This window comes from Scytonema sp. UIC 10036, from assembly GCF_009725235.1.
The window spans coordinates 1-14,933 of sequence record NZ_WJFC01000272.1; the positions used below are offsets into that span (position 1 = coordinate 1).

Sequence of the window (14,933 nt, forward strand, 5' to 3'; positions counted from 1 at the left end):
GATCCTGATTGATAATACTCAAATTTTACCCCACCCGCCTTACGGAACCCTCCCATTGCCAAGGGTAGGGTTGGGGAGGGGTGTTTTTCCCAGTCCCCAATCCCCAACTGTTATGAAGCAATCGGCTATTTTACGCTTGGAGAAGATAATTTTTAGGTTTTCTCAAATGATGGCTCCCGCTGTGGATGGGGTAACTTTGGCTTTGACGTCAAGTGAGGTGCTGGGTTTACTAGGTCCTTCTGGATGTGGGAAAACGACTCTCTTGCGAATTATTGCTGGTTTTGAATGTCCGCAATCAGGAACTGTGGAGATTGCTGAACGACTGGTTGCAGGGAATGGTAAATGGATACCGCCAGAAAATCGACATCTCGGAATGGTGTTTCAAGACTATGCTCTATTCCCACATCTATCGGTGATGGAGAATATTGCTTTTGGTTTGCGGTATGCTAAAGATCGTCGAGAACGGGTAGCAGAATTGCTTGCACTGGTCAGGCTCACAGGGCTGGAAAATCGCTATCCTCACGAGCTATCTGGTGGTCAGCAACAACGAGTGGCGTTAGCCCGTGCTTTAGCTCCGCAACCTAAGCTTTTATTATTGGATGAACCATTGAGCAATTTAGATGTACAAGTGCGGTTGAGATTGCGGGAGGAAGTACTGGGAATTCTTAAGAGCAAGGGGATTTCTGGGATTTTTGTGACTCATGACAAGCAGGAAGCACTGGCGATCGCAGACCGAGTTGCAATTATGCACCAGGGTAAATTAGAGCAAATAGGAACGCCTGAAGAAGTTTACACTCAACCATCTTCTCGTTTTGTAGCGGAGTTTGTTACCCAAGCAAATTTTTTATCGGCTACGCGTAAGGAAAATTTTTGGGAAACGGAAATTGGATGTTTTGCTGTTCATTCTTTATCTTGTAGCCTTCATTCTTCTCAACATAAGGGAGATTTGATGATCCCCGAAGAGGACATAATTTTGCAACCAGATCGAGATGGTTCAGTTGCGATCGAGACGCGCTGCTTTACAGGGCGCGAGTATCGGTACTGCTTGCGAACTCTTTCTGGAAAGAAGCTTTATGCGCGAACTCCTGCTACTGTAGCCCTGGCAATTGGTACGAGAGTACAGTTATCCGTGGCGGAGCAAGCGTTAAGATTTTTCCCCACTTCTGAATCAATGAGGTTTTAGAGGTGTGGGAGAAGCATAAACCCTAACTTTGAGGTATTCATGTTATGAATTGGGAAATTTTTCTCGCCAGTTTTACGGGATCTCTGATTGAATTGGTGGAGATTCTTGGCATAGTTTTGATTGTGGGTAGATTGGCAGGTTGGCATAATGCTCTCGTTGGTGCTGCTGGTGGTATTGGTTTAACCGTGCTTGTCTCTCTTGTCTTGGGCAAAAGTCTGACAATCATTCCGGTAGACATTTTACGAGTTGTAGCAGGGGGTTTCTTGCTGGCGTTTGGGCAAAAGTGGACGCGGTCAATAGTCAAGTATTATGGTGGTATTCCCAAGAAGCGTGGAGATGACGAAGAAGAAAGGCTTGAAGCAGAACTGGCAAAAGATGGTGTGTCCTCTAGTTGGAATTGGTTTGCGGTTGTTACCACATTTAAAGGTGCGCTGTTGGATAGTGTGGAGGTTGCGCTTGCAGTTGTGACTTTGGGTGCGGCTGGTGGCAAATGGATAGAAGCGATTGGTGGTGCTACAGTTGCAGCGATTGGGGTAGGTGCGATCGCATTCTTGTTCCGAACACCTCTCAATCAAGTTCCTGTTAAGCCAATGAAGTTTGTGGCTGCAATGCTGTTGATGGGATTTGGTATTTATTGGTTGTGTGAAGGGTTGAAGGTAGAATTGCCCGGAGATGAATGGGCAATTATTTGGTTACCACTGGTTTGGGGGTGTTTAATGGCTGCTGCTGCTGCAATTTTGCGATCGCGTGTTGGCTTGCAAAAGCCGGAGGAGAGTGTTAGCTAGGTTAAGGTTAAATTGAAAATAACTTTAGCTCCCCTCCTTAGCCTCACTTAAAAAAGGGAAAGAAAATACTCTCAAAGTCCCCTTTTTTAAGGGGGATTTAGGGGGATCTGCGAAATTTTGATACATCCCTAAAAACTTTTCATAAATTCTCTTAAAAAAAAATCTACCTTTATTTGGATTAGGGCTTACGCACGCTCTACGAATTCTTGGCTATTTTGGCAGCTTAAAAGTTTGATAAATAAATGTTTTTGGAAATTTTTGCGTAATTATTACAGATTTTGATTTTTTTGTTTAGGAATTTTAATTGAAAGATTTTTTAATATTAAAAGTAGCAAACAAAATTTAAAAAATACATAAGATTTTTATATGATTACCATATATCTAAAGTGTGTTAAGGTAAACATACTAATTCAAAATGAACTTGCACATAGTGCAATAGCATAGAATCCTTGCTGATTCAAACAGAAATTCTATGCAAATTCAAACAGAATTGGTATGAATGTGTGCATTCAAAAAATAGTATTTTCCTAACAAGGTGCATATGAATCCTAAGTTCATCATTGGCTTATTTATGAGTGCCAACATTGGGCTGCTGTTAGCTATAGTCAGCCCATCAGCCACTGCTGCTACACTCTCAGAACGGTCTGCGTCTGCACGGCAAAGTTTGATTGAAGTTGATGTAGTTGATTTAGACCATAAATCTTCTGAACAAATCATAGCCGGTAACAGTAATAGCAACAGCAATAGCAACAACAACAGTAACAGCAATAGCAACAGCAACAGCAACAGCAACAGTAATAGCAACAGCAACAGTAATAGCAACAGCAACAGTAATAGCAACAGCAACAGTAATAGCGATGATGACGATGATGATTAGTCCTGGGAGTGGTAAGGCTCAATGTTTTAGAGCGATCGCAAGGGCTACAGCAAAGTTCAACCTGGTGAGGTACAAAAATTACCCCCCTCTGTCCCCCCTTACAAAGGGGGGATGAAAGGGGGTTGTACCTCATGAGACTGAGAAAGGCTATAAAATCGTTTTTTCTTAACAAGCGTCATCGCAGATTTACTCTCACCAATGAAAATAGTGTTTCCTAGATACTGTTGGCAACTTTAACATAGGGCAATAGGGTTCAGTTAGCACAAAAAACCTAAAATTATGTAGGCTGGGGAGCCATTGCTGTGGAAGGTTCTCCGGCTTGAGGCGAGTGGCGTTTGAAGAACGAAACCCAACACTTGCTTCTGTTTTGTTGTATTGTGTTCCGCTTAACCCAACCGAGAAGTACACAATTCTTCTTAACTGAAGCGTATTATAACGTAGGTAGGCTATGCCCAGCCTCCGAATTAAAATTTTCAGTAATTTGTATTGACACCCTAAAAGAATTACTCTCTTTCGGCTCTAAAATTACCGATTTTTGTAAGTGGGGCTATGCTCTATAATACCAAATGGTGGGCAGTTCCCACTACTTGTTTAGGTAATCCAATGCAGTTCGGGAGTAACCGCTCGAACATTTTTTGGTGTCTTAAGTTTACGCATCAATATGTCATGAAGACTTTGCAACAGCTACTTGCGCCGTATCCAACTGATGAGTTTTTGGCAGAAAACTGGACACAAAAGGCAATTCATATTTGTGCGGGTGATTCTCAAAAGTTTAAGACTTTCTTTTCATGGAACGATCTTAATTATCTGCTGAATTACCACAGACTAACAGAGCCAGATTTACGCTTCTCAATGAATGGCAAATCCTTGCCTCAAACGCGGAATCCACAAGACTGGAGCGCTCTCGTGCGTCAGGGAGCGACACTTATCGTCAACGGAGTGCATCATCGTGTTCCAACAGTAGCTCAACTTGCGGCAAATCTTCGACATGACATTGGCTATGAAACTCACATCAATTTGTATTGTTCGCCAGCTCAGCAGCAGGGGTTTGATTGTCACTACGATACTCACGATGTGCTGATCCTTCAAATTGACGGTGAAAAGCAGTGGTTCGTTTACCGAGAAACGGTACTCTATCCTATCTCAGATATGGTCTCCTCAAAAGAGCGTCAACCTCAAGAACCGCCTTATCTGGAGTGCGTGCTCAAAGCTGGAGATTTACTTTATATACCGCGTGGACACTGGCACTATGCTGTTGCTTGCGAACACCCATCTCTCCATCTTACTGTTGGAATTGAATGCCAGACAGGGCTTGACTGGCTAAGCTGGCTCATGCGTGACCTACTACAACAGAATCCTTCGTGGCGGCAAAGCTTACCTGCGACTATAGATGGCGACACGAATGCTACGCAACAGCAGTTAGATGCGCTGCGCCTGCATCTCATTGAGACCCTACATCAGCCTGACATTTTGTGCAAGTATATTGAGTCTCTAACTTATCGCAATCAGCCGCGACTTCCAGTCACTTTACCGGCTCAGATCGGAACTGACATTTTTCAATATGGATTCATGACTCAGTTTGCTTGGTCTCCGTTGCACCGGATTCGTGTCAAACAAATCGGCTCGGAACACTATCAAGTGCTGGTTGGCTCGAAACAAATTGACCTCAAGGGAGTTCCGGTAATTCTTGTGGAAAATTTATTTAATCGAGATGAGTTTAGTCTATATGATATTGCCGATTGGGCACCTGAAATGGATTTTGAGGGTGATATAGCACCGCTCATTACACGTTTCATTACAGAAGGGATCTTGCAAGTCAAGACTGACCCCCCCTTATCCTAAGGGTAACAAAAGAAACCTATGCACCTATGAGTATGCTTTTGGTTCATGCAACTGATTCCGAATAGGGACGCATGACATTCTGCATAATGTTTGAGAGCTAGTTCTGTGTTCAGTTACGGACGGAAGTTGCTCTGATAGCATGGACAATTTAGAACTAAAAATTTTGAATTCTGGAGGCGTAACATCAAAGATAGACAAAAATGGGACTGACAATTATGCCAGTCCCATTAAAATTATGACTCAAAAAAGCAAAAACCAGGTTTCTAGACGAAAAAGCAAGGGTGATAGGTTGCAAGTTTTACAAGAAAACCTTTTTTGCCTATTATGTAAAAATTAACCTGCTTGATTGGCGAGGCGAGCTTCACTCATACGCCATTTTTCCAGAACTTCGGCTCGATTTTGACTGAGATTCATACGATCGCGCTGTGTTGGATAAGGCACAGCGTCACCTTGAATACCAGTCCAGAGTACGCGGTTGAATTTCTCAGGATCGAGTTTATCTTCAACTCCAAAGTAAAAGTCTTTTGTTGCTTGCGCCCACCACTGTTTGTTATGCAGCAAGGGTTTTGCTGCACTCTTTTGTACATTGGGGTCTTTGCAAGCTGGTACAAGGTTGGGATCTACAGGTGTACCGCACAAGTTACCAGGTAAAACAGCTGTGTAAGGAGTAAAGTCGGGTTGTTGGGTAAATACGTCTGACATGGGTATGGCATTGGCATCATTGATTCCCAAGTATCCAATTCCTAAAATATCTTCCATCGTCCGCACCATGCTAACGGTGTTGTAGTTAGTGCTGACAAGAGCTTTTCGCTTGGTATAAGGTGAAATTACATAAGCTACTGAGCGATGTCCATCAACATGATCGGGACCGTTTTGGGAATCATCTTCAATGACAAAGATGGCTGTCTCTTTCCATAGAGGGGACTTGGAAATTTTTTCCACTAACAAACCAACCGCATAATCATTATCAGCCATTTGCAATTCGGCAGTGTTTAAACCAGCGACAGCATTATTGAAGTTACCAAAATGATCGTGATGCAGACGTACTAGCGATAAATTGGGCAGTTCGTTCTTCTCTAAATAGCGATCGATGTCACGCGCCCATTCGTTGTACAAATAAATATCTGGGTGCTTCTGGTCGTAACCTCGGAAATAGATGTCAGTTTTATCCTGCAGAACGACCTTACCTACTGGAGACTGAGGAATATTATCTGCGAAAGGTGTTGGAGAAATGGGAATGTAAAGTGGGTTATTGGGATCTGGCTTTGTGGGATCGACTTGTGCATTGCTAGTGTTGTAATAAGCAAGATCGATGAAAAATCCGTAATTGCGAACGGTCTTACCAGCACGCAGCGCTGCATCCCACAAGTAACCGCCAACGGCATCGGGATCGAGTTCGCCATCACCTTCTGGAGCATTCACATCTTTAGAACCAGGTAAAATGGAGGAATTACCAGAAGGGTCGAGAATTTCTGTGACTCGCGTGCTTAATTGTGGTGTTGGTTTAGAGGAATCTGGCAACGCAATGTTAATATTGCGGTTTGTGCCTTCGTAATCGTAAGTAAGACCGCTCGTACCTGAGGAGTTACCATAGGATACTGACTGTGTTTTCTCAGTGTAGTCAGTGGTTCTTCCATAGGTAGACCAGTTCCAACCCACACCGCTTGATTCACCACTGTCGTAGAAGTTATCAAAAGTCACAAAGTCAAGTGCTAACTTGTGATGGTTGGGTGAAATGGCTTCTGGGAATAAAGTCAGTGCTGGATCGCCATTACCAATGGGTAAATCGCCAAGGACTTGGTCGTATGTACGATTTTCTTTGACTACATAGATAACGTGCTTAATCTTGTCCCGCAAGTACGCCATTATTGGGTCGAGACGACGGTTTTGAAAACCATTATTCTCGTCTACCTGCTGAGAAAGAGACGCTAAGGTGCTGCGGTTTGGAACTGGAATCACTGCAATGCCAGCTTTTTCCAATGCCCAATTGTACTCGTTTCTAAATGTTGTGTTACGAGCGGTTCCTGCTGCTGTCGTTCGACTGTTAGAGGGGTTAGGACCAACATTGTCCTTGGCGTTAACGACGTAGAGTTTTTTGCCATCAAAACTTACACTTACGGAATTGGGATACCAACCTGTAGGAATTCGTCCCACAACTCGACCGTTGGACAAGTTCACTACTGCTACAGCATTTTCACCACCTAAAGTAACGTAGAGAGTCTTACCATCAGGGCTGAAGGCAAGTGAGTTTGGATTAGCCCCTTTGTATTTATCTCTGGGTCTAGATAGGTTGAGGATTCGTACAACTTTGTTGCTGATTGTGTCGATGACGGAAACAGAGTCGCTATTCCCGTTAGCCACATACAGTAGTGTTTGGTCGGGGGAAAGCAGTATTTTGTTAGGTTGGCTACCTACAGGAATGCGGGTAACTGCTTGAGTCGCAACGTCCACTGCTAGCACTTCATCATCACGCTGGCTGCTAGCAAAGATTTTAGTCGCTGCACCTTCTTTTGTACTCTTAATTGCAACATCAAAAGGATACTCCCCTGTTGCTACATCTTGACCGGATACAAAGAACTTAATTTCTTGCAGGACTTGTCGGGTGTTACTATCAACTATCGACACGGAGTCGTTCTGAAAGTTAGCAGCTACCAGGGTTTTGCCGTCTTTACTGACGCTAAGTCCTGCTACTACTGCTCCTGTTGCTATCTGGGTCGATCCTGCAGCTGCTTGGGCGGGAGAGTTTTTTAACAGCCCACCATCATATTTTGGAAAAGGTAGAGTTTGGTCTGTATTGTGACCTAGAAGAATGAAGGGTGCGTCTGGAACGTACTGGTTACCTGCATTTTTGTAGACATAAATGCGATCGTCTATCCCAGCTGATACGTAGAAGCGCTGACCATCAGGCGACCAAGTTAAGCCATTGTAGGTGTTGGGAATATTGATTTGTTGCTTTTTCAGTAAGTTACCATTGCTGGTATCAAACACAAATACCCATTCTGCCTTACGGGTTCTCACCTCACTTGGCTCACCTGTTTGGGGGTCTAAGACTGGATATTCAAAGAATGCTCCAGTTTGTTCGTCTCGGAAGTTCAGGTTATAGCCACTTGTCAGAACGAGTAGTGTTTTGCCATCTGGACTGAGGGCTGTTGTGACAGCTTCGGCTGCAGCTGCATTACCATCCGATCGCCGATCTGTGTCTAGAATTGTAAACGTGGAGCCTGGTGCTGCTGTGGGTGTAACAACTTGACCTGTGGGTAGTATTGCCCCACCATTAGGAAGGTCTCCAACAGGATTTGTGGTAGCAACCCTGGCGCTAGCTAACTGGATACCACTTACGACTATGACTGCTGCTACTAGCAAGCTAAGTAAGAGATATCGCTTACGCTTTAAATCTCGCATTTGCTATTTCTAACCCAAAAATTTGTTGCCTATTAGCAAATAATCCTATTTTTTGGTTAAGCAAAAGATAAGGTGAGGTTACTTTTTTGGTTATTGGTCATTTGTGATTTTTTATTGGAAAAGTCTATGATTTTTTATCAATAATTTGATTTTAATAATAATAATGATTTTCGGTGGCGATGTATGCGCTTTAGCACTACTACAAACAAAATACAATTACATGACATCAGTGTAATACATAAATGTAGATATGCGCCATGGCGCGTATATTAAGTTATTTAGCGTATATTTTTTCCTTGCAGATCTACTTACAGGGTTCAATTAATTTCAAAAACCGCACCGGGCGCAGAGAACTCAGAGGAAAGTTATTATTTCTAAGCAAGGCTTCTTTAATCTAAAACCCAAAATCTAAAATCTAAAATTGTTAGACAAACTGTTGTTTGATTGGAATTTCAATTATGAATTCTGTACCTTGTCCTGGGGTAGATTGACAGTAGAGATTTCCTCCGTGCTTTTTCATCACAATTTCATGACTGATTGATAATCCCAATCCATTTCTTCCATCAGGTTTGGTTGTAAAGAAACGAGCGAATAATTTTGCTTTTGTCTCTTCACAGATTCCCAACCCGTTATCAGCAATATGAATAGCTACTTTATTGTCTCCTCTCATTGTTGTACGAATTTTAATTTGGTTTGGTTGCTGCTCAATCTGCTGAAATGAGCGGTGTTGGTTGTACTCTTCTAGTGCATCAATGGCATTAGTCAGAAGATTCATAAAAACTTGATTGAGTTGTCCCGCCCAACATTCAATATGTGGTAACTCACCATATTCTTTGACAATTCTAATACTAGGACGCCTGTGTGTTGCCTTTAAACGGTAATTTAAAATAGCGATCGCACTATCAATTCCCTCATGAATATTGACTGCTTTTATGTTAGCTTCGTCTATGGGGGAAAAATTCCGCATAGATTTAATAATTTCTTGAATTCGTTGTGCGCCGGATGTAATTGAATTAAATAGCTTGAAAATATCATTTTGAACAAAATCTATGTCTATTGTTTCCATCTTTGCTTGAATGCGAGGATTTGGATATGGATATTCCTCTTGGTAAAGATGTAGGAGATTGAGTATATCTTGGGTATATTCACTTGCATAAATAATATTACCGTAAATAAAATTCACGGGGTTATCAATTTCACGAGCAATTCCAGTAATCATTTGTCCTAAACTGGATAATTTCTCATTTTGAATTAGCTGAATTTGGATTTTCTCTAACTCATCATAGGCTTGGGTAACTTCTGCAACTTTTTGCTCTAACAATGCATTTTTCTGCTCTAGTTTTTCAGCTAAATTATGTAGCTTTAAGTGTAATTTAACTCGTGACAGTACTTCTTCTTGCTGAAAAGGTTTGGTAATGTAGTCTACAGCTCCAACTTGAAAACCTTCAACTTTACTAGCAGTGTCGGAAAGTGCTGTCATAAAAATGACAGGAATATCTTTTGTTTCTACAGATGCTTTTAATTGACGGCAGGTTTCAAATCCATCCATCTCTGGCATCATTACATCTAATAAAATTAAATTGGGTAGAGCATATTTGACCCGTTCTAAAGCGACTTTTCCCGATTTTGCCACCCAAACTTCTAAACCTGCTTGGTCGAGAGTATCGGATAAAACACCTAAGTTGGCTGGGTTGTCATCAACAATGAGAACCGTCTCATTTTGCTCAGATGGAAGATTCATATCATTTATACCATTTTGGATTTTAGATTTTAGATTTTGGCTTGAGAAAGTCATTTCTAGACTCGATCTTGACCAACTATCTGTCGCATTCTATATTCAAATTGGTATTACTTATACGATTGAATGAGTGCTAGAATTTCTTGGTCTTGAAACTCTTTTGCCAATTGATGCAGTTTTTTCGCAAAGGGAATATATTTTTCATCCATTTGTTCGAGCAATGCTGCTTGTTTAATAATTCCCTTAAAGTTGCCTTTCATCACTAACTCGTACAAAATTTTTATTTCTGTTGTGGGTGGAGCAACTAGATCCCCATTGTTGTGTTCTCGATCGCTTGCAGTCTGCGGCTCTTCATAAACCCACTCTAAATGGAGATGTTGCTGCAATTTCTGGAGCAACTCCATCGCCTGTACTGGTTTGGGAATAAAATCATCCCCTCCTACTTCTAAACTGCGATGGCGATCGCTTTCAAATACGCTTGCTGATGACACAATAATAATGATGTCCTTAAATGCTGTGGACTGGCGAATACACTCAATTAAACCAAACCCATCCAGTTTTGGCATGAGCAAATCGGTGATGACTAAATCTGGCTGAAATTCCTCAACTTTCTGCCAGCCTTCTTCCCCATCGCTTGCTTCAAACACATCAAAACCAATCGGAGTGAGCAAATTCATAATAACCGAGCGATTTGCCCATTTGTCATCTATAACAATAACTTTTGGCTTGCTATCTTTTATACCAACAATCTGTCCGCGAGCATCGGTTTGTGATGTTTTAACCCACTCATTTGCAACAGGTAAGTAGACATCAAACCAAAAAATACTGCCAACACCCAGCTCGCTCCGAACTTGAATGGTGCTCCCCATTAATTCCACGATTTTTTGGCTGATTGCCAATCCCAATCCTGTACCTTCAGTCTGTCGGTAATTTTCTCCCACCTGCTCAAAGGGCTGAAAAATAGCTTGGAGTTGTTCCTGGGCGATACCGACACCAGTATCGCGAACTTCAAAGCGAATTTTGCTTTCTGAGGCATAACTGATAGTAAAGGTAACGCTGCCTGTATCGGTAAATTTGATAGCATTGCTAAGAAGGTTAATCAGTACTTGCCGCAAGCGTTTTTCATCGGCTTGGATACCGATTGGTAGTTCTGATATCAACTGGTGGTGAAACTGAATGCCTTTGAGTTCGGCGCGGATACGGCACATTTCCGCTACACCTTGCAGGAATGCTGGGAAGTGGAAGCCAGTAGGTATAAGTTCTAATTTTTGAGCTTCAATCTTTGACAAATCTAGAATGTCATTGATTAAAGTTAGCAAATGCGAACCACACTGGTAAATTACGTTAATTTGCGATCGCTCTTCTTCAGTGAGGGATTTTGAACGTTGCAGGATTTGAGCATAGCCCAGTATGCCATTCAGTGGAGTTCGCAACTCGTGACTCATATTAGCAAGAAATTCACTTTTTGCATAACTTGCCGCTTCTGCTGCTTCTTTAGCCTCAGTCAGTGCCAATTCAAATTGCTTGTGTTCGGTTACATCAGTATGTCTTCCAATCCACTCTCGGATACTACCATCTGCATTCAATACAGCGACAGCTCGTACACTCATGTAGCGGTACTCGCCATCGTAGCGGCGCAAACGATGCTCAATTTCATAAATTACCTGGTTGGCAACTGCATTTAACCAAATTTTAGCAGTATGTGCTCGCTCGTCAGGATGAATGGCATTCAACCAGCCCCATCCTTTCAGTTCATCCCAAGATTGTCCGGTAAATGCACTCCATTGAGGTTGTTCAGTAACAAACTCACCCTCTGCTTTAGTATCCCAGATGATTTGAGATGTTGCTTCAATCAACGAGCGAAATCGTTCTTCGCTATGTTGAAGGGCTATCTCCGCTTGTTTGCGATCGGTAATATCTCTCGCGATCGCAATGATACCGATAATGTTGCCACAAGCATCTCGCCAAGGAGTCTTTGTTGTGAGGAAGGTTCCACAGTCATATTCATTAGAGACTTCTTCCTCGTAAGTCTCGGCAATGCCTGTTCTGATAATCTGGCGGTCTTTTGCCATGATGGCACTTGCAGCATCAGGTGGTAACACGTCAAAATCATCTTTGCCGACGATCTCCTCAATTGGTTTGCCAAAAAAGTTTGCCAAATTAGAATTCACGGCAATATGACGACCCTCACAATCTTTAACGGCAATGAAACCAGGTGTATTTTCTAAAATAGACCGCAACAACGTGTTACTTTCTCGCAGGGCTTCTTCAGCTTGTTTGCGCTGAGTCATATTTTCGTTGTACATGATTAGACCGCCAATTTCACCACTTGTGGTATACCAAGGACGAAGTAACCAACGCACCCACTCAATAGATCCGTCATTTCTTGGACAAGGGTCTTCATCTCTTTTTGCGATCTCGCCAGCCAAACACTGTTGATAAATTTGCTTCCACTCTTTAGGTATATCGGGAAATACTTCATAGTGAGAGCGACCAATTATTTCATCGGTCAGGTTATGGTCCTCAAGCCATTTATGATTCACCATGAGATAGCGCATTTCGCGATCGAACACAACCATCCCGATAGGAGCATATTCAATTGCTTGCAGTAAGTAGGCTGCATTTTCACATAAAGGCATGACTGACATTTGTTATATGGGGGTTTCCGGTGTTGAGTATCTTAATCAAGAATTCCCTAAAAGCATAGAAAAATAACAGAAGATAACTAACTTCTCATTTCCACTGTTTGTAATTGCAATGCATACAAAGAGCGGCACTACTCACTTAAACGCATCTTATGTTTAATTTTTTTAAGTTAAGTACAGCAAATTTCAACCTAGTGAGGTACAAAAATTACCCCCCTCTGTCTCCCCGATACCTTGGGGAGATGAAAGGGGGGTGTACCTCATTAGACTGAGAAAAGCTGTAATCAACAAAACGAACAAAAACTCCCACACAAAGTGTTGGGAGTTATCATCTTTAACCTGAAACCGATATGGAGACGCGAAGCTTTACATCTCTATATCTCTAGACTATCGAGCGCCAACTACGCCAAGTTTCTTTTGAATTTCAGTCTTAGCAGCTTTGAATTGAGTTGCAAGTTGCTCGCTTTGATCGGAGCTTAAGTTGTTGCGGATAGCAGCAAACATTGTGCTTTCTTCTTGACGGATGTGATCGCCAACAGCATCCATGAGCTGTCTGATTTTATCCTTGAATTGCTCTACGTTAGAGGGGTTAATAGCCTTAATTTGCGCCAACATTTTCTTCATTTCAGCTTGCTCGTCGTAAAGCTCTTGAGTGTCGTTCTGACCGTAGAAAGGACGCACAGCAGGATATACAACTTGCTCTTCAGCTTCAGCGTGAGCAGTCAAATCCTTAAAGATTTGACCGAAGTACTCTTGAATCTTTTGAGGATCGTTGCTAGCCAACAGTTCGGTGAACAGGGTGTTTACCTTGTTGTGATCCAGGCGGATAACATCTTGAACGTTCATGTCACCCTTGTCAGAGGTTTGGGTAACTGCGCTACCAAATACACCGCTCAATGCAGCCATAGCATCTTGAACGCGTCCCCAAATACCTTGATCTGCATCTTGACCGGTGAGTTCGCGAACACCCAGAACCTCTAGAACACCCTTGAGCTGCTCTTGGTGAGCGCGGTTCTCAAAGTTAACAGTGTTCAAGGGTCCAATCGCTAACAATACGTCAGCGCCAACTTTTTGTGCTGCTTTATGAATGGTCAAACCAGTCATGACTTGCTGGTGCTTCAGCAATTCGTGCTGGAAGACTTTTTCATACAAGCTCAATTCAGAGCCTTGCTGCAATTGACGAACCTTCTCAATCATTTGTGTAACGGTTTTTTCTGGCTCAGCTTGAATGCCATACTGACCGATTACTGTTTCTAGAACACCAATGTTTTTGTTGTCATCATCCAGCATCTTCCGGAAGCGATCGGCAACTTCTGAATCGCTAATTTGACTTAGCAACTTTTGCTCGTTTTCAATGATTAGCTTTTGAATTGCCTTCATGTCAGCCAGCTTAATAGCAATAGCAGAACGTTTGGTATCATCTAAAGTTGCAACCATTTTCTGGTTCCCCTCTGGAAAATTTTTTGTAGTGATTTCAATTTCAAAGTGGCACAATTATTCATTCTATTCCATCTTTCTTTTGACCGATAGCTTTCAAAACTCCGGGTAGAAAAAAGGAAATTTACCTCAATTCAAGTCAATCTATGCTTTTTGATAGATAAGGGATATTTGTGATTACCCCACAGGATAGATTAATTTTCTACACCAATTTTCTAGATTGACGCAAGGAAGGTCAAATAGGAGATAAAAACGCAATGCCCGATAGTCCGGGACTGGGAGAGCAGGCACTAAACAAAGCCGCAGAAATAGGGCTATCCAGCCAATTAGATGAAGTCAAAAATTTGGATGTAAATATTCAAACAGATCCCTTCAAACTCGTTCAGGGAGAAGTGGATTCAGTGACTATTGAAGGCGAAGGTTTGGTTATGCAGAAAGACCTTCGCATGCAGGAGTTGGAAATGCATACGAGTACTGTATCTATCAATCCTTTGAGTGCTGCTTTTGGAAAGATAGAACTCACCAAACCAACAAAAGGTACAGCCAGGGTTGTTTTAACACAAGAAGATATTAACCGTGCCTTTAACTCTGAATATGTTCGCTCGCAATTGCAAGAGCAAAAAATTCATATCAACGGGCAATCTAGGACTGTTGTTCCCCAACAAGTTGATTTTCGGTTACCCGGTAATAATAAAATCACGTTAAGCGCGAATGTGATGTTGAAAGAAACTAATGAAAATTATAAAGTAGCCTTTTCAGCAGTACCCAAAGTTAGCGCAAACGGACAAACAGTGAGTCTGGAAATTGTTGAGTATGGTGATACACAAGAGGTATCTCCGGAACTCACAAAAGCTTTGGTAGATGCAACGAGTGAAATTTTAAATTTGAGTAACTTCGATTTAGAAGGAATGACTCTCCGAATTAAACAACTAGAGGCTGAACAAGGCAAACTTATCATCCAAGCAGAAGCTTTTGTAGAGCAAATTCCTACAGAGTAGTTAAGCGAGGGGTTAGGGGTTAGGGG

The 14,933-nt window shown here is 42.1% G+C and carries 9 protein-coding genes; 5 read left to right on the forward strand and 4 right to left on the reverse strand.

From position 1 onward, the window contains the following. Positions 1-169 precede the first annotated feature (169 nt). From F7734_RS56005 to F7734_RS56020, 4 genes are all read left to right on the forward strand, one after another. The gene (locus tag F7734_RS56005; protein ID WP_243147600.1) at positions 170-1,183 is read left to right on the forward strand and encodes an ABC transporter ATP-binding protein; all 1,014 of its coding nucleotides are present in this window, start codon (positions 170-172) and stop codon (positions 1,181-1,183) included. A 44-nt stretch (positions 1,184-1,227) separates the two neighbouring features. After that, on the forward strand, positions 1,228-1,968 hold the full coding sequence (locus tag F7734_RS56010; RefSeq protein WP_155752817.1) for a COG4280 domain-containing protein: 741 nt from the start codon (positions 1,228-1,230) through the stop codon (positions 1,966-1,968). A 541-nt stretch (positions 1,969-2,509) separates the two neighbouring features. Further along, positions 2,510-2,845 (forward strand): hypothetical protein, encoded by a 336-nt coding sequence (locus F7734_RS56015; RefSeq protein WP_155752818.1) that lies wholly within the window; start codon positions 2,510-2,512, stop codon positions 2,843-2,845. Between the two features lie 666 nt (positions 2,846-3,511). Further along, the gene (locus F7734_RS56020; RefSeq protein WP_155752819.1) at positions 3,512-4,687 is read left to right on the forward strand and encodes a cupin domain-containing protein; all 1,176 of its coding nucleotides are present in this window, start codon (positions 3,512-3,514) and stop codon (positions 4,685-4,687) included. A 333-nt stretch (positions 4,688-5,020) separates the two neighbouring features. Here F7734_RS56020 and F7734_RS56025 read toward each other — a convergent pair whose 3' ends face one another. The 4 genes from F7734_RS56025 to F7734_RS56040 all read right to left on the reverse strand — a co-directional run bounded on the left by F7734_RS56025 (position 5,021) and on the right by F7734_RS56040 (position 13,909). Next, a complete protein-coding gene (locus tag F7734_RS56025) occupies positions 5,021-8,089 on the reverse strand; it encodes a beta-propeller fold lactonase family protein (protein WP_155752820.1) in 3,069 nt (1,022 codons plus the stop codon). Positions 8,090-8,513: 424 nt separating this feature from the next. Then, positions 8,514-9,830: a response regulator gene (locus F7734_RS56030; RefSeq protein ID WP_155752821.1), complete on the reverse strand. Its 1,317-nt coding sequence runs from the start codon at positions 9,828-9,830 to the stop codon at positions 8,514-8,516. Positions 9,831-9,937: 107 nt separating this feature from the next. Then, positions 9,938-12,475: a PAS domain-containing hybrid sensor histidine kinase/response regulator gene (locus tag F7734_RS56035; RefSeq protein WP_155752822.1), complete on the reverse strand. Its 2,538-nt coding sequence runs from the start codon at positions 12,473-12,475 to the stop codon at positions 9,938-9,940. Positions 12,476-12,859: 384 nt separating this feature from the next. Continuing rightward, positions 12,860-13,909, reverse strand: coding sequence for a hemerythrin domain-containing protein (locus tag F7734_RS56040; RefSeq protein ID WP_155752823.1), 1,050 nt, complete (start codon positions 13,907-13,909; stop codon positions 12,860-12,862). A 257-nt stretch (positions 13,910-14,166) separates the two neighbouring features. Here F7734_RS56040 and F7734_RS56045 point away from each other — a divergent pair, with 257 nt between their 5' ends. After that, positions 14,167-14,907 (forward strand): DUF2993 domain-containing protein, encoded by a 741-nt coding sequence (locus F7734_RS56045; protein WP_155752824.1) that lies wholly within the window; start codon positions 14,167-14,169, stop codon positions 14,905-14,907. Positions 14,908-14,933 lie beyond the last annotated feature (26 nt).

Excerpts from the sequence above, each read along its gene's own strand:
- F7734_RS56005 (WP_243147600.1), top strand. The coding sequence starts at position 170 with ATGGCTCCCGCTGTGGATGGGGTAACTTTGGCTTTGACGTCAAGTGAG.
- F7734_RS56010 (WP_155752817.1), top strand. The coding sequence starts at position 1,228 with ATGAATTGGGAAATTTTTCTCGCCAGTTTTACGGGATCTCTGATTGAA.
- F7734_RS56015 (WP_155752818.1), top strand. The coding sequence starts at position 2,510 with ATGAATCCTAAGTTCATCATTGGCTTATTTATGAGTGCCAACATTGGG.
- F7734_RS56020 (WP_155752819.1), top strand. The coding sequence starts at position 3,512 with ATGAAGACTTTGCAACAGCTACTTGCGCCGTATCCAACTGATGAGTTT.
- F7734_RS56025 (WP_155752820.1), bottom strand. The coding sequence starts at position 8,089 with ATGCGAGATTTAAAGCGTAAGCGATATCTCTTACTTAGCTTGCTAGTA.
- F7734_RS56030 (WP_155752821.1), bottom strand. The coding sequence starts at position 9,830 with ATGAATCTTCCATCTGAGCAAAATGAGACGGTTCTCATTGTTGATGAC.
- F7734_RS56035 (WP_155752822.1), bottom strand. The coding sequence starts at position 12,475 with ATGTCAGTCATGCCTTTATGTGAAAATGCAGCCTACTTACTGCAAGCA.
- F7734_RS56040 (WP_155752823.1), bottom strand. The coding sequence starts at position 13,909 with ATGGTTGCAACTTTAGATGATACCAAACGTTCTGCTATTGCTATTAAG.
- F7734_RS56045 (WP_155752824.1), top strand. The coding sequence starts at position 14,167 with ATGCCCGATAGTCCGGGACTGGGAGAGCAGGCACTAAACAAAGCCGCA.